At 71.2% G+C, this 16723-nt stretch carries 16 protein-coding genes and 1 tRNA gene; 13 read left to right on the top strand and 4 right to left on the bottom strand.

Annotated elements, in window-relative coordinates:
* Positions 1-301: 301 nt before the first annotated feature.
* The 7 genes from rplM (at position 302) to GFD30_RS05140 (ending at position 5645) form a co-directional block, all read left to right on the top strand.
* A complete protein-coding gene (gene rplM / locus GFD30_RS05170; protein ID WP_322632964.1) occupies positions 302-745 on the top strand; it encodes a 50S ribosomal protein L13 in 444 nt (147 codons plus the stop codon).
* A gap of 19 nt (positions 746-764) precedes the next feature.
* Positions 765-1313, top strand: a complete 549-nt coding sequence (rpsI, locus tag GFD30_RS26695; protein WP_153024142.1) for a 30S ribosomal protein S9 — start codon at positions 765-767, stop codon at positions 1311-1313.
* 206 nt (positions 1314-1519) lie between these two features.
* On the top strand, positions 1520-2848 hold the full coding sequence (glmM, locus tag GFD30_RS05160) for a phosphoglucosamine mutase (RefSeq protein WP_322632963.1): 1329 nt from the start codon (positions 1520-1522) through the stop codon (positions 2846-2848).
* Positions 2849-3131: 283 nt separating this feature from the next.
* Positions 3132-4025 (top strand): LemA family protein, encoded by an 894-nt coding sequence (locus GFD30_RS05155; RefSeq protein WP_153024140.1) that lies wholly within the window; start codon positions 3132-3134, stop codon positions 4023-4025.
* Between the two features lie 72 nt (positions 4026-4097).
* Positions 4098-4754, top strand: coding sequence for a hypothetical protein (locus GFD30_RS05150; protein ID WP_153024139.1), 657 nt, complete (start codon positions 4098-4100; stop codon positions 4752-4754).
* An 82-nt stretch (positions 4755-4836) separates the two neighbouring features.
* A complete protein-coding gene (locus tag GFD30_RS05145) occupies positions 4837-5517 on the top strand; it encodes a type III secretion system chaperone family protein (RefSeq protein ID WP_153024138.1) in 681 nt (226 codons plus the stop codon).
* A 53-nt stretch (positions 5518-5570) separates the two neighbouring features.
* Positions 5571-5645: transfer RNA gene (locus tag GFD30_RS05140), tRNA-Gln, on the top strand.
* 131 nt (positions 5646-5776) lie between these two features.
* Here the strand turns inward: GFD30_RS05140 and GFD30_RS05135 are convergent.
* From GFD30_RS05135 to GFD30_RS05120, 4 genes are read right to left on the bottom strand one after another with little or no spacing between them, the layout of a single operon-like run.
* Entirely contained in the window at positions 5777-6862 is a 1086-nt protein-coding gene (locus GFD30_RS05135; protein WP_153024137.1) for an ROK family protein, read from the bottom strand.
* Between the two features lie 3 nt (positions 6863-6865).
* Entirely contained in the window at positions 6866-8137 is a 1272-nt protein-coding gene (locus tag GFD30_RS05130) for a sugar ABC transporter permease (protein WP_322632962.1), read from the bottom strand.
* Positions 8134-8910 carry an ATP-binding cassette domain-containing protein gene (locus GFD30_RS05125; protein ID WP_322632961.1) on the bottom strand — a complete coding sequence of 259 codons (777 nt, stop codon included), beginning with the start codon at positions 8908-8910 and terminating at the stop codon, positions 8134-8136. The genes GFD30_RS05130 and GFD30_RS05125 overlap by 4 nt, the downstream gene beginning before the upstream one ends.
* A gap of 12 nt (positions 8911-8922) precedes the next feature.
* Positions 8923-10053 carry a sugar ABC transporter substrate-binding protein gene (locus GFD30_RS05120; RefSeq protein ID WP_153024136.1) on the bottom strand — a complete coding sequence of 377 codons (1131 nt, stop codon included), beginning with the start codon at positions 10051-10053 and terminating at the stop codon, positions 8923-8925.
* A gap of 178 nt (positions 10054-10231) precedes the next feature.
* On the opposite strand from GFD30_RS05120, the gene glmU reads away from it, so the two are divergent.
* The 6 genes from glmU (at position 10232) to GFD30_RS05090 (ending at position 16712) form a co-directional block, all read left to right on the top strand.
* Positions 10232-11671, top strand: coding sequence for a bifunctional UDP-N-acetylglucosamine diphosphorylase/glucosamine-1-phosphate N-acetyltransferase GlmU (glmU, locus tag GFD30_RS05115; protein WP_153024135.1), 1440 nt, complete (start codon positions 10232-10234; stop codon positions 11669-11671).
* A 102-nt stretch (positions 11672-11773) separates the two neighbouring features.
* Entirely contained in the window at positions 11774-12757 is a 984-nt protein-coding gene (locus GFD30_RS05110) for a ribose-phosphate diphosphokinase (protein ID WP_153024134.1), read from the top strand.
* A gap of 172 nt (positions 12758-12929) precedes the next feature.
* Positions 12930-13568, top strand: a complete 639-nt coding sequence (locus GFD30_RS05105; protein ID WP_153024133.1) for a 50S ribosomal protein L25/general stress protein Ctc — start codon at positions 12930-12932, stop codon at positions 13566-13568.
* Between the two features lie 9 nt (positions 13569-13577).
* On the top strand, positions 13578-14171 hold the full coding sequence (gene pth, locus GFD30_RS05100; RefSeq protein ID WP_153024132.1) for an aminoacyl-tRNA hydrolase: 594 nt from the start codon (positions 13578-13580) through the stop codon (positions 14169-14171).
* Positions 14172-14298: 127 nt separating this feature from the next.
* Positions 14299-15786, top strand: a complete 1488-nt coding sequence (locus tag GFD30_RS05095; RefSeq protein ID WP_322632960.1) for a sugar transferase — start codon at positions 14299-14301, stop codon at positions 15784-15786.
* Positions 15787-15893: 107 nt separating this feature from the next.
* Positions 15894-16712 carry a 3'(2'),5'-bisphosphate nucleotidase CysQ gene (locus GFD30_RS05090; RefSeq protein WP_153024130.1) on the top strand — a complete coding sequence of 273 codons (819 nt, stop codon included), beginning with the start codon at positions 15894-15896 and terminating at the stop codon, positions 16710-16712.
* Positions 16713-16723 lie beyond the last annotated feature (11 nt).

The raw sequence follows: 16723 nt of genomic DNA, 5'->3' as shown, positions 1-16723 counted from the left end.
GCGGGCGGCGCTCGGCCCTCGCGTCCACCGCCGGAGGCGCCCGGCCCCGCCTCGACCGGGCTGTATCCGAGGTCACGGCGGCCGCCGTCAGAGCGGCCGCCACCACCGCGTAGACTTGGCAGCTGTTGTTCGAGTGTCTCCGCACTGAGCCGTCTCCACGGCTCGCAGGGGCGCTGTCCAACGAATCCCGGACCGGCCGCGACACGGCCGGCGCGCGCCGCACGCGGCCGCGGGGATTCAGGCGGTCCCGCCCTCATCCGCGGGATTCGTTCCACACCGACAACGAAAGCTAGGTAACACTGTGCCGACGTACAGCCCCAAAGCGGGTGACATCGAACCGCAGTGGCTCGTGATCGACGCGACCGACGTGGTGTTGGGTCGTCTCGCGACGCACGCAGCCGAACTGCTTCGCGGCAAGCACAAGCCCACCTTCACGCCGAACGCCGACACCGGCGACTACGTGATCGTGGTCAACGCCGACAAGGTGGTGCTGACCCGCAACAAGCTCCAGACCAAGAAGGCCTACCGCCACTCCGGCTACCCGGGCGGTCTCAAGGAGAAGTCCTACGCCGAGCTGATGGAGAAGGCCCCGCACAAGGTGGTCGAGAAGGCCGTCATCGGCATGCTGCCGAAGACCAAGCTCGGCCGCGCCGTGTTCAAGAAGCTGAAGGTCTACGCAGGCCCCGGCCACCCGCACGCCGCCCAGCAGCCGAAGCCGTACGAGATCACGAAGGCCGCGCAGTAGGCGCGGGCGAGGAGCAGACATGAGTGACGAGATCCAGGCCACCGAGGCCGCCGAAACCGAAGCCCCCGCCGTCGAGACTGCCGAGGCCGCCGAGGCTCCCGCGCCCGTCGAGGTCCCGGTGGACGTCCCCGCCGACGTCGCCGCCGCGCCGTCCGTGCCCAGCATCCCCGTGGTCCCCGTCGACCGCCCGATCCAGACCGTGGGCCGCCGCAAGCGCGCCATCGCCCGCGTCCGCCTGGTCCCGGGCACCGGCAAGTACGTCGTCAACGGCAAGAGCCTCGAGGACTACTTCCCGAGCAAGGTCCACCAGCAGACCGTGGCCGAGCCCTTCGTGACCGTCGAGGCCGGCGACAACTTCGACGTCCTGGTCAACATCCACGGCGGCGGCGCCACCGGTCAGGCCGGCGCGCTGCGCCTCGGCATCGCCCGCGCCCTCGTCGAGATCGACCCGAACACCCGCCCGGCCCTCAAGGCCGCCGGCTTCCTGACCCGCGACGCGCGCGAGAAGGAATCGAAGAAGTACGGTCTCAAGAAGGCCCGCAAGGCGCCGCAGTACTCGAAGCGCTAGCACGCCTTCCCCCTTCCGAGGGGGACGCGCTAGTCTGCACAAGCGACGGGGCTGCCGAGGAGGACATCCTCGGCGGCCCCTTTTTCCATGCCACCCGGCAGGCCGAACCCGCCCTGCCGCCGACCGACCGGTCCGGTCCCGGCCCGCAGTCCGCAGAGAGGGCCCGCGAGCGCCGCACCGGCACCGCCAAGATGGGAAGCCACACCGTGTCACGACTGTTCGGCACCGACGGCGTGCGGGGGCGGGCGAACGCCGACCTCACGCCCGACCTGGCACTGCGCCTCAACATCGCCGCCGCCCGCGTCCTCGGCGCCACCGGCAGGCGCACCGTGGCCGTCATCGGCCGCGACCCGCGCGCCTCCGGCGAGATGCTCGCCGCCGCGAGCGCCGCCGGCCTCGCCGCCGCCGGAGCCAAGGTCATCGACCTGGGCATCCTTCCCACTCCCGCGGTCGCGCACCTGACGGCCCTGACCGGCGCCGACTTCGGCGTCATGGTCTCCGCCTCGCACAACCCCATGCCCGACAACGGCATCAAGTTCTTCGCCGCCGGCGGCCGGAAGCTCCCCGACGACGTCGAGGACGCCATCGAGGCGGCCCTGGACGCCCCCGCGCCGCTCCCGCAGGGCGACGGCGTCGGCCGCATCGTCCGCTCCGTCGACCCGGTCGAGTCGTACATCGAGCACCTCGTGGCGGTCTGCCCGAACCCGCTCGGCGGACTCAAGGTCGTCGTCGACCCCGCCAACGGCGCGGCCGTCGGCGCCGCCCCCGAGGCCCTGCGCCGCGCCGGCGCCGAGGTCATCACCATCAACGACCAGCCCGACGGCCTCAACATCAACGAGAACTGCGGCTCCACGCACATGGACGGCCTGCGCGCGGCCGTCATCGAGCACGGCGCCGACGCCGGCATCGCCCTCGACGGCGACGCCGACCGCTGCCTCGCCGTCGACGCCGAGGGCGCCACGGTCGACGGCGACGCGATCATGGCGATCCTCGCGCTCGCGATGCGCGACGCGGGGACCCTGCGCGGCGGCGTCCTCGTGACGACCGTCATGAGCAACCTCGGCCTGCACCAGGCGATGGGCGCGGCCGGGATCGAACTGGAGACGACGAAGGTCGGCGACCGGTACGTCCTCGAGCGGCTCTCCGAGGGCGGCTACTCCCTCGGCGGCGAGCAGTCCGGGCACATCATCATGTCCGACCACGCGACCACCGGGGACGGCTCCCTGACCGCGATCATGCTGCTCGCGCGCATGGCCGCCACCGGCCGGACCCTGAAGGACCTCGCGTCGGTGTTCACGCCGGCGCCGCAGGTGCTGCTGAACGTCCGCGTCGCCGACAAGTCCGTGATCGACCACGAGGACGTCAAGAGCGCCGTCGCCCTGTGGCAGGCCAAGCTCGGCTCCGACGGCCGGGTCCTGCTGCGGCCCTCGGGTACCGAGCCGCTGGTGCGGGTCATGGTCGAGGCGTCGGAGGAGCCGGTGGCCCAGTCCGTCGCGGCCGAGCTCGCGGCGATCGTCGAGCATGCCCATTCCTGAGGCCTGACGCGCTTTCGCCATGCGCGGGAAGGACTCCCGGAGCGCTCGCGCGCCGGATCGGGGGCGATCCGGCCGCGCCCGCAGGCCGCGCTTGACGGCACCGCGGCGAAAGTTGCGAGCCGTGGCGGGGAGTAGAGCGGCGACGCTTGTGAGCCGTGGCAAGGAGTAGCGGCGTTGCTTGCGAGCTGTGCCGGAGGCCGGATCGGCGGCGCCTGCGAGCCGCCCCTGACAGCGCTGTTGGGGGTGCCCTCCCGCTGGCATAGATGGACTAGGCTCACGGATTATGGACAACCCAATCGTCTGGATCCTGATCCTCCTGCTGCTGATCGGCCTGATCCTGATGTTCGCCGTCATCGGCGGGCGCAACAAGCTGGTTCGGCTGCGGAACATCACCCAGGAGTCGTGGGCGCAGATCGACGTGGAGCTCCAGCGCCGGTACGACCTGCTCGACAACCTGATGTACGTGGTGCAGCAGGCCGCCGGGGCCGAGAACGCGACGCTCCGCCAGGTGGCCGAGGCGCGGGCGCTCGCCATGCAGGCCCGCCAGGACCCGAACGCCGGCCACGCCGCGCAGGGCCAGGTCGAAGGCCAGCTCGGCAACGCCATCCGCGGCGTGATCCACATGCAGGAGCAGTACCCGGCGCTGCAGACCAACCAGAACTTCCTCCAGCTCCAGACCGAGCTCACCGAGACCGAGAACCGGATCGCGGCCCCGCGCCGGTTCTACAACGCGAACGTGCGCGAGTACAACACCGCCCTCCAGGTGTTCCCCGGCTCGATCTCCGCCAAGATGGGCGGCTTCAAGCCCGAGGAGTACTTCGAGCTGGACACGCCCGAGGCCCGCACCGCTCCGAAGCTGCGCGACATGGGCCAGCCCGCCTTCATGCAGCAGCCCCAGCAGCAGCAGATGCCGCCGCAGCCTCCGCCCGGCCAGCTGCCCCCCGGCGGCTACGGCGCCCCGCAGCCCGGCTACGGCCAGTCGCCCCAGCCCGGCTACCAGCAGCAGCCCGGCTACGCGCAGCCCCAGCAGCCGGGGTACGGCCAGTCGCCCCAGCCCGGCTACGGCGCCCCGCAGCCCGGCCACGCCCCCGGCTACGGCGCCCCCCAGCCGGGCTACCCGCAGCAGCCCCAGCAGCCGCAGCAGCCCGGTTACGGCCAGCAGCCCTACGGCCGGTAGCCGCTTCTCGATCCCCCCTGCCCCGGTGCCGCCCGCGCGCGGCCCCGGCCCGTGTACGAAGGAATGCACCCCGTGGAGAGCACCAACTGGCTGGTCTACGTCGCCTGCGGCGCGATCGTCCTCGCCATCGCGTACTTCGGCTGGCGCGCCCGCCAGAAGAAGATCGCGATGTACCGGGCCTGGGCGGCCCAGTACGGCTTCCACTACGAGCCGAGCGACAACTCGGTGGTCGGCCTCTCCAGCGAGGAGCCGTTCAACGTCGGCCACTCCCGCAAGGGCATCGACGTGTTCCGCGGCATGTACAAGGGCTCGCACATCGTGTTCTTCCAGTACACGTACACGACCGGTTCGGGCAAGGAGTCGCAGACGCACCACAACCAGGTCGTCGCGATCGGCCTGCCGACGGCCCGGCCGCTGCTGGACATCAGCCAGGAGAACTTCCTGACGAAGCGGTTCGCGAAGGACATCGACTTCGAGAACCAGACGTTCAACGACACGTTCCGGATCAAGTCGCCGAACCGCCGCTTCGCGTACGACGTGATCCACGCCCGCACGATGGAGTGGATGCTCGCCGACCAGCGCGCCCGCTCCTACCAGTGGCGGTTCGAGGGGCCGTGGCTGATGACGTTCCGGCCCGGGCTGCTCAAGCTCGAGGAGGTCTTCTTCTACGCGGACTTCCTGCTCGACATCTACGCCCAGGTGCCCCGGCACGTCTGGTCGAACAACTAGCGAAACGGGCCGCGCCGGAAGGCGCGGCCCCGATTCGTCTCCGGGCCGGGGGCCGGCGGAGGCGGGAGCCGAGGGGGTACTCGTGGACGGCGCGGCCGCAGCGTTCCTCGTGCTCGCCCCGCTCACGTGCCTGGCGCTGATCGGCACGGCCATCGGCCTGGCGGTGTACTTCAGCCGCAGGTCCCGCAACGCCCGGATCGCTCGATGCCAGGCGTGGGCCGCCCACCACGGGTTCCAGTACCGGCCCGCGGACGACTCGGTGCTGCGGATCTCGGCGAGGCCGCCGTTCACCGCCGGCCACGGGCGCAGCGGGGTGGACGTCTTCCGCGGCGTGCACCGGGGCGTCCACCTGCACTGCTTCGAGTACCGGTACCGGACCAGCGACGGCGAGAACGAGACCACCCACTACTTCCAGGTGGTGGCGGTCGGCCTCCCGGCGATGCGGCCGTACCTGGAGATCGGCCGCGAGGGGTTGCTGCCCAAGTCCCTCGGCAAGGACATCGACTTCGAGAACCACGCGTTCAACGAGCGCTTCCGGGTGGTGTCCGCCAACCCGCGGTTCGCGCACGACGTGATCCACCCGCGGACGATGGAGTGGATGCTCGCCGATCCGCGGGCGCAGTCCTACCGGTGGCGGTTCGAGGGCTCGTGGCTGATGACGTTCCGCAAGGGCCGCCTCAACCTGGATGAGCTTCTTCCGGTGGCCGACTTCCTGTGCGACGTGCTCGCCCAGATCCCGAAGCACGTGTGGGCCGACCGCTAGCCGCGGTTGCTAAGATGGCTGCGCGCGGGACGATCGCTCGGATCCGCCTGCGATGGCCCGTGGTGTAATCGGCAACACTACTGATTTTGGTTCAGTCGTTTCAGGTTCGAGTCCTGGCGGGCCAGCCACCTCCTCCCGGCCGAGTGGGGCCGAACTCCCCGGAACGTGAAACCGCTCAAATCGGATGCCCAAGGGACCCCCGGATCTGAAGTGTCCCCCGCGGGTCCGACACCTCCCGGTTCGAACAAGCCGCGAGCCCTCATCGCATCCCGTCGATGACCGCAGCGAATCCCGTCTCCGCCGCCCCGATGAGGGCGCCCTCGTCACCCAGGACCGGCGTGCGCAGCCGCAGCCGCGACCTCAGGTGCGGCAGCGTCGTCTCGGCGAGCGCCGAGCGGACCGGGGCCGCCGTGGAGAGGTACAGCTCGCGCAGCCAGCCGCCGAAGAGGATCTCGTCGGGGCCGGTCGCGGTCACGACCGCGCCGAGGGCGCGCCCGAGGTCCTCGCCCGAGCGGCGCAGGCCGTCCCGTGCGGCGGCGTCGCCCATGCCCGCCGCGAGCGTCGCGTACTCGATGTCCTCGGCGTACCCGAAGACCTCCATCTCCGCCTCCAGGCACCCCCGCAGCCCGCACCCGCATTCGTGCCCGCCCGGCTGGACCACGATGTGCCCCAACTGGATCGACCCGCCCCGCTGAGCGCGGCCGTCGACGACGAGGCCGGCGGTCAGGCCGCGGCCGCCGTGCAGGTACAGCAGCTTCGTCGACTCGTGCGCGTCGCCGCGCGACCACTCCCCGACCGCAGCGGCCGTCGCCGTGTCCACCACCTGCCAGGCGCGGCCCGTCGCAGCGGCGAGGTCGGCGGCCAGGTCGCGGCCGGCCCAGCCCAGCTCCGTCGAGTGCGCGACCACGCCCGCGTCCACGAGCCCCGGCACCGCCGCGACCGCCTCCAGGGCGTCGCGGGCCGCCCCGCCGGTGACCACCTCGATCGCGTCCACCGGGTCGGCGCCGTCGAGTTCGGCCTCGGCGCGTTCGAGCACCTCCCCGCCGAGCCCGACGAGCGCGAACCGCACCCGGTCGACGCGGATCTCCACCGCGGTCACCGTGGCCGCCTTCGGAACGCACTCCACGAGCGTCGACGGCCGGCCGGCCGAGCCGGTCGACCGCCCCGTCGTCTCGTGCAGGTGCCCCGTCTCGGCCAGGTCCGCCGCGAGCGCGCCGATCGTCGACCGGTTGAGCCCCAGGGCCTCGGTGAGTTCGGCGCGGGTCTGGGGCCCGTGCCGGTGGAGCTGCTCGACGAGCGCTGCGCGGTTGCGTCGCCGCAGCTCCTCGGTCCCGGTCCGGGCCACCGGTCAGTGCCTGCCGAAGAGCTTGCCCCGACCACGGGACATGGCGTCGACGCCGGCGGCGAGGAGCAGGACCGCACCGGTGACGCCGAATCGCACGCCGGCGCTGAGGCCCATGAGGCCCATGCCGTTGTTGATGATCGCCACCACCGCTCCTCCCAGGAGGGCCGCCCGCACCGTGCCCTTGCCTCCGAAGAGGCTAGCACCGCCGATCACGGCCGCCCCTACGGAAAGGAGCAGCACATTGGACCCTCCGGTGTTCGGGTCCACCGAGGCCGCGCGCGAGGCCGCCACGACGCCGCCGACCGCGGCCATGCCCGAGCAGATGACGAACGCGGCGATCCGGACCCGGTCGACGTTCACGCCCGCGCGGACCGCCGCCTCCGGGTTGCCGCCCACGGCGTACAGGTGCCGCCCGAACCTGGTGCGGTGCAGCACGAACGTCCAGATCGCGAACATGCCGCCGAGGATGACCACGACGACCGGCACCCCGGTGAGCGAGATGATCTGCGGGTTCGCGGAGCGCTCCAGGTTGAGCAGGAACACCGTCGCGGTCAGCAGCGCCGCGAGCGCGCCGACGCGCGCCAGCACGACCGCGAGCGGCTCGTGCACGAGCGAGCGGGCGATCCGCCGCCGCCACCGCTGGATCTGGATCGCGCCGTACGCGGCGACGGTGACCACCAGCAGCGCCCAGCCCTGCCAGCGTTCGAGGTTCCCGCCGGCGAGCGCCTTGACCGTCTCGTCGTTGATGGAGATGTTGCTGCCCTCGCCGAGGATCATGAGGACGATCCCCTGGAAGGCCAGGAACGCCGCGAGCGTCACCACGAACGACGGGATGCCGAGCTTCACCACCAGCGTCCCGAGCACGAGCCCGATGGCGACGCCGGTGGCGAGGGCCGCGCCGATCGCGAGCGGCCAGGCCAGTCCCCAGTCGGTGAGGATCACGGCCATCACGGAGGCGCACACGCCGGACGCGAATCCGGCCGAGAGGTCGATCTCGCCGAGGATCAGGACGAACACGAGGCCCATCGCGATGCACGCGACGGCCGCGCCCTGCCCGAAGAGGTTGGCGAGGTTCCCGACCGACAGGAACACGGGCTTGCTCAGCCCGAAGAACACGCAGAGCGCGATGATCCCGGCGACCGCGGGCAGCGCGCCGACTTCGCCGGAGCGGACCTCGGCCCAGTAGGACCGGGCGTGGTCGAGGACGGCGCGGGCCGCGCCGGGCGGGGCCGCCTGCGCGGCTTCGACGTCGTTCTGAGGCGCAGCGGTGGTCACGACCGGGCTCCGTTCAGGTCGGTGTTCTGGTCGGTGAGGCCCAGCTGGCCGGAGCGGCCGCTGGTGATCAGCTCGACGACCTGCGACTGGGTGGTGTCGGCCGCGTCGAGCACGGCTGCCATGCGGCCCAGGTAGAGCGCGGCGATCCGGTCGGCCACGGCGAAGACGTCGTTGAGGTTGTGGGAGATGTAGAGGACGGCCAGGCCCTGGTCGGCGAGGCGCCGGATGAGTTCGAGGACCTGGCGGGTCTGGGCCACGCCGAGCGCGGCGGTGGGCTCGTCGAGGATGACCAGCCGCGAGTTCCACAGGACCGCCTTGGCGATGGCGACGGTCTGGCGCTGGCCGCCGGAGAGGCTCGCGACGGGCTGGCGGAGGTTGCGGATGGTGCGCACGGCGAGCGAGGAGAGGGTCTCGGCGGCGAGCTGCTCCATGGCGTCGTCGTCGAGGACGATGCCGCGGCGCTTCTCGCGTCCGAGGAACAGGTTCTCGACCACGTCGAGGTTGTCGCACAGGGCGAGGTCCTGGTAGACCACCTCGATGCCGAGGGCCGCGGCGTCGCGGGGCCCGGTGATGGTCCGGACCTCGCCGTCGACGGCGATCTCGCCGCCGTCGATGTCGTGGATGCCGGCCACGCATTTGACCAGAGTGGACTTCCCTGCGCCGTTGTCGCCGACCAGGGCGCAGACCTCTCCGGCGTCGATCGCGAGATCGACGTCGGAGAGGACCTCCACCGGTCCGAAGCGCTTCGAGATGCCGGTGAGTTCGAGCAGCACCGTGTCTTGCTCCTAACCGATCCCGTGCTCGGTGCACAGGGCCGCGTAATCGCCGGCGCACAGTTCGGCCGGGTCGACGTAGCCGTCGTCGACGACGAGTTGGATGTTCTCTGCGGTGATGGCGACCGGCTCGAGGAGCACGGCGGGGACCTCGGCGCCGCTGACCGGGTCGGTCACGCTCGCTTCGGTCTCGGGCTTCTCGCCGTTGGCGAGGGCGACGGCCAGTTCGGCGGCGGCGTCGGCCTCCTGCTTGATCGCCTTGTAGACGGTCATGCACTGGTCGCCGGTGAGGATGTTCTGCAGGCCCTGGACGGTGGCGTCCTGGCCGGTGACCGGGACGGTGCCGTTGAGGCTGTTGCGCTGCAGGACGGTGATCACGGCGTGGGCGAGGCCGTCGTTGGCGGCCAGGACCCCGTCGATCTCGGCGCCGGTGTCGGTGAGCATCTGCTCGAAGAGGGTGCCGCCCTGGGCGTTGTCCCAGTCGGGGACCCACTCGTCGGGGCCCTTCTCGAAGGTGCCGTCGGCGTAGAGCGGGTCGAGGACCGAGTCGTACCCGTTCTTGAACAGGGTGGCGTTGTTGTCGGTGGGGGAGCCGTTGAGCTCGGCGATGAGGGGCGTGCTCGCGGCGCCTTCGAGGCAGGCGACGAGGCCCTCGCCCTGGAGGACGCCGACCTGCTCGTTGTCGAAGCTGACGTAGTAGTCGGCGCCGCCGTCCTCGGTGAGCCGGTCGTAGTCGATGGTGGCCACGCCCTGGGACTTGGCCTTCTCGATGACGGTCTTGCCGGTGCCGGAGTCGAGGTTGACCGTGATCAGGACGTCGACGCCGTTGGTGAGCATCTGGTCGGCGATGGTCTGGAAGTCCTCGCGGCTGCCTTGGGCGTTCTGGATGTCGTACTCGACCCCGGCGGCCTCGAAGGCCTCTTCGAGGTACTTGCGGTCGGCGGTCTCCCACCGGTCGGACGAGGCCGAGTCGGGGAGGATGACGCCGATGAGGGGCGTGTCGCCGCTGCCGGCGTCGTCTTCGCCGGCGCCGCAGGCGGTCAGGGTGAGGGCCAGGGCCGCCGCGCCCAGCGCGGCGCCGCCTTGGCGGAGTGTGCGAGCCGTGAGTCGGCTCGGCGGGGTCGGACTGCTGCTGGAGTGCATGAGAGGTACCTCCAAGATTTGTTGTTGACTGCAACATATGATGAATGACACAGCTCGCACAAGATGCGACCGCATGGAGAGCGTGTTCCATTCGTAACGATTCGGTAATGCGGGGCGCGCGGACCGGTTCGGCGGCCCGGGCCGTTCACGTCGGCGCAACCGACTACCATGGCCCATCATGAGCAGTGAGCGTTCTGCGATCATCCTGGCCGCCGGCCTGGGCACCCGCATGAAGTCCGCCCGTCCCAAAGTCCTCCACGAGCTGCTCGGCCGCTCGCTGCTGGGGCACGTCCTGCGGGCCGTCAAGGCCGTCGGGCCCGAGCGCCAGATCGTCGTCGTCGGCGCCGCCGCCGACCAGGTCCGCGAGCACCTCGCCGAGCACGCGCCGCAGTCGACCACGGTCTTCCAGGACAAGCAGCTCGGCACCGGCCACGCCGTGCGCATCGCCATGGAGGCCAACCCGGACCTCACCGGCACCGTCATCGTCGCCTGCGGCGACGCCCCGCTCCTGCGGCCCGACACGCTCGCCGAGCTCGTCGAGGTCCACGAGAAGGCCCGCAACGGCGCCACCGTCCTCACCGCCGAGGTCGAGGACCCCACCGGGTTCGGCCGCATCGTCCGCGACGGCGACGGCAACGTCCTGCGCAACGTCGAGCACCGCGACGCCGACCTCTCCGAACTCGCCATCCGCGAGATCAACTCCGGCACCTACGCGTTCGACGCCGACGTGCTCCGCGAGCAGCTCGCGCGCCTCGACACCGCGAACGACCAGGGCGAGGAGTACCTCACCGACGTCCTCGAACTCGCCCGCGAGGCCGGGCACGCCGTCGGCGCCGTCGTCGTCGACGACCCCACCGAGGTCCTCGGCTGCAACGACCGCGCCCAGCTCGCCGCCCTGCGCCGCATCCTCCAGGGCCGCATCAACACCGAGCTCATGAAGTCCGGCGTCACCATGGACGACCCCGAGACCGTCTGGATCGACGCCACCGTCAAGGTCGCCCCCGACGTGCTCCTGCGTCCGGGCGTCCAGCTCAAGGGCGCCACCGCCGTCGACTCCGGCGCCGAGATCGGCCCGGACACGACGCTCACCGACACCATCGTCGGCGCCGACGCGGTCGTCGTCCGCTCCCACGCCACGCAGGCGCACATCGGCGAAGGCGCCCACGTCGGCCCCTACGCCCACCTGCGCCCGGCCTCAAAGCTCGCCGAGTCGGCGAAGGTCGGCGCCTTCGTCGAGACCAAGAACGCCGAGATCGGCCGCGGCGCCAAGGCCAACCACCTCGCCTACCTCGGCGACGCCACCGTCGGCGCCGACGCGAACATCGGCTGCGGCGTCATCACCGCCAACTACGACGGCCTCAAGAAGCACCACACCGAGATCGGCGAGGGCGCGTTCATCGGCTGCGACACCGTCCTGGTCGCCCCCGTCTCGGTCGGCGACGGCGCCTACGTCGCCGCCGGCTCCACCATCGTCAAGGACGTCGAGCCCGGCGACCTCGCCGTCGCCCGCGCCCGCCAGGCCGCCCTCACCGACTGGGTCGCGAAGAAGCGCCCCGGCACGGTCTCGGACGAAGCAGCAAGGCGAGCGAAAGGTGAGGCGGGAGTGGCCGAAGCGTGACGCGACACTAAACGCCCCGGTCGCCTACCGCCCACCCGGCCGGTCGGGGACACTGGAACCGTCGAGGTTCAGGTGAGACGACCTACTGGGGGAGCCCACGCCATGGCGAGCATGTCCGCTGTCAACTCCAAGATGCTCATGCTGTTCTCCGGGCGCGCGTACCCGGAGCTGGCGGAGGAGATCGGCAAGCACCTCGGGGTCGCGCCGACCCCGATGAGCGCCTACTCGTTCGCCAACGGCGAGCTGTTCGTGCGGTACCAGGAGTCCGTCCGCGGCTGCGACGCCTTCGTCGTCCAGTCCATGCCCGCTCCGATCAACGAGTGGGTCATGGAGACCCTCATCATGATCGACGCGCTCAAGCGCGGCTCGGCCAAGCGCATCACCGTCGTCCTGCCGTTCTACCCGTACGCGCGGCAGGACAAGAAGCACCGCGGGCGCGAGCCGATCTCCGCGCGGCTCATGGCCGACCTGCTCAAGACCGCCGGCGCCGACCGCATCCTCACCGTCGACCTGCACACCGCGCAGATCCAGGGCTTCTTCGACGGGCCCGTCGACCACCTCTTCGCCATGGGCACCCTCGCCCGGTACGTCGAGGAGAAGTACGCCGACCGGCCGATGGCCATCGTCTCCCCCGACACCGGGCGCGTGCGCCTCGCCGAGCGCTGGTCCGACCGACTCGGCGGCTGCCCGATCGCGTTCGTGCACAAGACCCGCGACCCGCTCAAGCCCAACCAGGTCGTCGCGCACAAGGTCGTCGGCGACGTCGAGGGCCGCACCTGCCTCCTCATCGACGACATGATCGACACCGCCGGCACCATCTGCTCCGCCGCCGAGATGCTCGCCAAGTCCGGCGTCGAGGACATCGTCATCGCCTCCACCCACGCGATCATGTCCGGCCCCGCCGTCGAGCGCCTCGCCGCCGCCCCCGTCAGCGAGGTCATCGTGACCAACACGCTCCCGCTCCCCAAGGAAGCGCAGGACCTCGACAAGATCACCACCCTCTCGATCGCGCCGCTCGTCGCCAAGGCCATCTGGGAGGTCTTCAACGACGGCTCCGTCACCACCCTGTTCGGCGGGCTCTCGTAAGTCACACCTCGACGCCCGTGTCAAGCCGCACCGGATGCGCGTAGTACTCTGGTGGGGTTGCCGACGGCGAGGGTGTCCTCCAGAGGGCGCCGTAATCGACGCAAAGGCGTAGGTCGTTTCAGGGCTGCTGTGCCCTTCTGAATGCCGACGTGAGCGTCGAGCGCCGCATGAAATGTTGCTTGAAAAACAGGGGAGTATTTCCGTGTCCGAAGTTCGTATCAGCGCAGAGCCTCGCACTGACTTCGGGAAGGGCGGTGCCCGCCGTACGCGCAGGGCTGGAAAGGTTCCCGCGGTGGTCTACGGCCACGGCGAGAAGCCGCGCCACATTTCCCTTCCCGGACTCGAGTTCGCCGCCGCCATCCGCAAGGGCGGCGCCAACCAGCTCATCAGCATCGAAGTCACCGACGGCACCCGCGAACTGGTGATCCCCAAGGACATCCAGCGCGACCCGCTCCGTGACGACATCGTCCACGCGGACCTGCTCATCGTCCGCCGCGGCGAGACCATCACCACCGACATCCCGATCAACTTCGTCGGCGAGGTGGAGAAGGGCGGCCTGGTCGTCCACGAGCTCACCAGCCTGACCGTCGAGGCCGAGGCCACCCACATCCCCGAGTCCATCGAGGTCGACCTCGAGGGCCTCAAGATCGGCTCGCAGCGCACCGTCGCCGAGGTCGCCGCGCCCAAGGGCATCGTCATCATCAACGACCCGGAGCAGACCGTCGCCACCGTGAGCGAGCCCCGCGCCGAGGCCGCCGCCGAGGACGAGGCCGCGGAGCAGCCCGCCGAGGCCGAGACCGCCGCGGAGTAGATTCGACTCATGACCGACACGCCGACGCTCGTGGCCGGCCTGGGCAACCCCGGGCCGAAGTACGCTGCGAACCGTCACAATGTCGGCTTCATGGTCGCCGATGCGCTCGCCCGACGCGTCGGCGGCACGTTCGCCGTGGCCCGCAAGGCCCGCGCCGAAGTCTGCGAGGCCCGTCTGGGGGTAGGCGGGCCTCGCGTCATCCTCGTCAAACCGCTGACGTACATGAACCTCTCGGGCGACTCCGTCGCCCCGCTCGCGCAGTACTACGGGATTCCCGCCGAATCGGTCATCGCCGTCCACGACGAGCTCGACATCCCCTTCGGCCAGATCCGCATCAAGCGCGGCGGCGGCGAGGGCGGCCACAACGGCCTCCGCTCGCTCAGCAAGTCCCTCGGCACCAAGGACTACGCCCGCGTCCGCTTCGGCGTCGGCCGCCCGCCGGGCCGCCAGGACGCCGCGGATTTCGTCCTCAAGGACTTCGCCAAGGCCGAGCGCCCGGAAGTGGAGCTCGGCATCGAACTCGCCGCCGACGCGGTCGAGGCGATCATCGAGAAGGGCTTCGTGATGGCGCAGAACGTCGTCAACGCCCCTTCGCAGCCCTGACGGCGCTTCTTCCCAGCCTTCACCGTGCCGTACGGCCGATCGCAGGTCGCCGAGCGCGGGCTTGACTCACGTACTCCTCAACGTGACATGTCCGTCACTCATCGTTCCCTCGATCGTTAGTTCCGTTGTGACGGTTACCGAGGCACGCGAGAACATCGAGGCGCGCGGGCGCGTCTACTCCATCGGCCCCCAGGGAAGCCGCCCCCACGGCGGTCAGCCCGCATGGCAGCGCAAGTACTTCGCCGGGATCGTCGGATCCGACGTCGCCGCCGGCATCTTCGGCGCGGCACTGGCGTTCTTCGCCCGGTTCGGGCACATCGACCACCACAGCCGCGTCTACGCGCTGGCGCTCATCGCCCTGCCCGCGGTGTGGATCGCCGCGCTCGGGCTCTCGCGGGCCTTCGAGAAGCGGTACCTGTTCGTCGGGACCGAGGAGTACCAGCGCGTCGTCCACGCGGCGGTCGGCCTCACCGCGGTCGTCGCGATCGCCTCGTACGGCCTGGAACTGCCGACCTCGCGGGTGTTCGTCCTCATCGCGATCCCCACGGCCGCAGCCTGCTCGATCACCGCGCGGTTCGTGTGGCGCAAGTGGCTGCACCGGATGCGCCGCTCCGGCAGGTGCATGAAGCGGGTGGTCCTGGTCGGCCACGAGTCGTCGGTCGCGGCGCTCATCGTGCAGCTGCGCCGCGAGCACTACCACGGCCTCAACGTCGTGGCCGCGTGTCTGCCGACCGAGCGGCCGCAGGGGGCCCTGCTGGAGTTCAACACCCGCGTCCGCGGCAGCTTCGACCGCATCGCCGAAGCCGTCGCCGCCGAGCGCGCCGACACCGTGATCGTCCTGTCCTGCCCCGAGATCGACGGTCAGGCGCTGCGGCGCCTCGCCTGGAAGCTCGAGCGCAGCGAGGTCGACCTGATCGTCGCCTCCGCGCTCGTCGACGTCGCGGGGGACCGCACCACCATCCGCCCGGTCGACGGCCTGCCGATGCTCCACCTCGACCACGCCCGCCTCACCGGCGTCCGGCGGGTCGCCAAGGACGCGGTCGACCGCCTCGGCGCCGCGCTCCTGCTCCTGATGCTCCTGCCGCTGCTGCTGTGCGCCGCGTTCCTGATCCGGTGCACCTCGCCGGGTCCGGCGCTGTTCAAGCAGGAGCGCATCGGCAAGGACGGCCGGCCGTTCACCATCTGGAAGTTCCGCACGATGTACACCGACGCGGAGCGGCGGCTCGCCCAGATCGCGCACCTCAACGAGACCGACGGCGTCCTGTTCAAGATGAAGGACGACCCGCGGATCACGCCCGTCGGGAAGTACCTGCGCCGCTTCTCCATCGACGAGTTCCCGCAGCTCGTCAACGTCCTGCGCGGCGACATGAGCCTGGTCGGGCCGCGCCCGCCGCTCGCCGTCGAGGTCGCCGCGTACGAGTCGGACATGCGCCGCCGCCTCGCCGTCAAGCCGGGCATGACCGGCCTGTGGCAGGTCTCGGGCCGCTCCGACCTGCCGTGGGAGGAGGCCGTGCGCCTCGACCTGCGGTACGTCGAGCACTGGACGCTCTCGCTCGACTTCGTGATCCTGCTGCGGACCGTGACGGCGATCCTGCGTCCGCAGGGCGCGTACTGAGGCGCGCCTTGCGGAGCCCGCAGCCGAACCCGCGAGTCGCTCCCATTTCGCGGGATCATCTGGCCCAGCATTTGGACGGGGAAGGGCCGCAGCGTAGACTGGCGCGCATGCATGACGCCCCAGGCTCCGCCGCGACGGGAGCCCCTACTGCCGCGCCCGAGGCCGCCGACCCGGCCGACGTGGCGTTCGCGGCCGAGCTCGCCGGCGGAGCGGGGGAGCTGCTGCTCCAGATCAGGGCCGAACTCGGCTTCGGCGACGCCCGCGCGCTCAAGTCCGCGGGCGACCTGCGCGCCAACGACTTCCTGCTTGGCCGTGTCGCCGCCGAGCGCCCCGGCGACGCCGTGCTCTCCGAGGAGGGCAAGGGCGAGGCCGGCCGCGTCGGCACCGAACGCCTCGACGCCGACCGGGTCTGGATCATCGACCCGCTCGACGGCACCCGCGAGTACTCCGAGGAGGGCCGCGACGACTGGGCCGTCCACGTCGCCCTCTGGCAGCGCGGCCTCGGCCTCACCGCCGCCGCCGTCGCACTCCCCGCCCAGGGCGTGACCTTGCGCACGGACCGCGTCTACCCGGTGCCGGCCGAGCGGCCCGCGAAGCCGCGGATCGCGGTGTCCCGCACCCGCCCGCCCGCCGAGGCGGTGGCCGCGGAGGCCGCGCTCGGAGCCGAACTCGTGCCGATGGGCTCGGCCGGAGCCAAGGTCATGGCCGTGGTCGCCGGTACAGTTGACGCCTATGTCCACGCTGGCGGCCAGTTCGAGTGGGACTCCGCCGCGCCCGTAGCGGTGGCCCTGGCCTCCGGCTGGCACGCCACGCGGATCGACGGCGCTCCGCTGCGGTACAACGAGTCCGATCCCTACCTTCCCGACCTGCTGGTCTGTCGCCCCGACCTGGCCGAGCCGCTGCTCGCCGCCGTCAACGGCCACTGACCATCCGGCCC

The sequence above is a fragment of the Glycomyces albidus genome, assembly GCF_009451885.1.
In the GTDB taxonomy this organism is placed as follows: domain Bacteria; phylum Actinomycetota; class Actinomycetes; order Mycobacteriales; family Micromonosporaceae; genus Glycomyces; species Glycomyces albidus.
Note: the sequence above shows the minus strand (reverse complement) of the source record. Positions and strands in the feature narration are given on the sequence as shown.

Bases quoted from the DNA above. Each gene is read 5' to 3' on its own strand.
- rpsI (WP_153024142.1), top strand. From the start codon at position 765: ATGAGTGACGAGATCCAGGCCACCGAGGCCGCCGAAACCGAAGCCCCC.
- pth (WP_153024132.1), top strand. From the start codon at position 13,578: ATGACCGACACGCCGACGCTCGTGGCCGGCCTGGGCAACCCCGGGCCG.
- GFD30_RS05105 (WP_153024133.1), top strand. From the start codon at position 12,930: ATGTTGCTTGAAAAACAGGGGAGTATTTCCGTGTCCGAAGTTCGTATC.
- glmU (WP_153024135.1), top strand. From the start codon at position 10,232: ATGAGCAGTGAGCGTTCTGCGATCATCCTGGCCGCCGGCCTGGGCACC.
- GFD30_RS05155 (WP_153024140.1), top strand. From the start codon at position 3,132: ATGGACAACCCAATCGTCTGGATCCTGATCCTCCTGCTGCTGATCGGC.
- GFD30_RS05110 (WP_153024134.1), top strand. From the start codon at position 11,774: ATGGCGAGCATGTCCGCTGTCAACTCCAAGATGCTCATGCTGTTCTCC.
- GFD30_RS05120 (WP_153024136.1), bottom strand. From the start codon at position 10,053: ATGCACTCCAGCAGCAGTCCGACCCCGCCGAGCCGACTCACGGCTCGC.
- GFD30_RS05090 (WP_153024130.1), top strand. From the start codon at position 15,894: ATGCATGACGCCCCAGGCTCCGCCGCGACGGGAGCCCCTACTGCCGCG.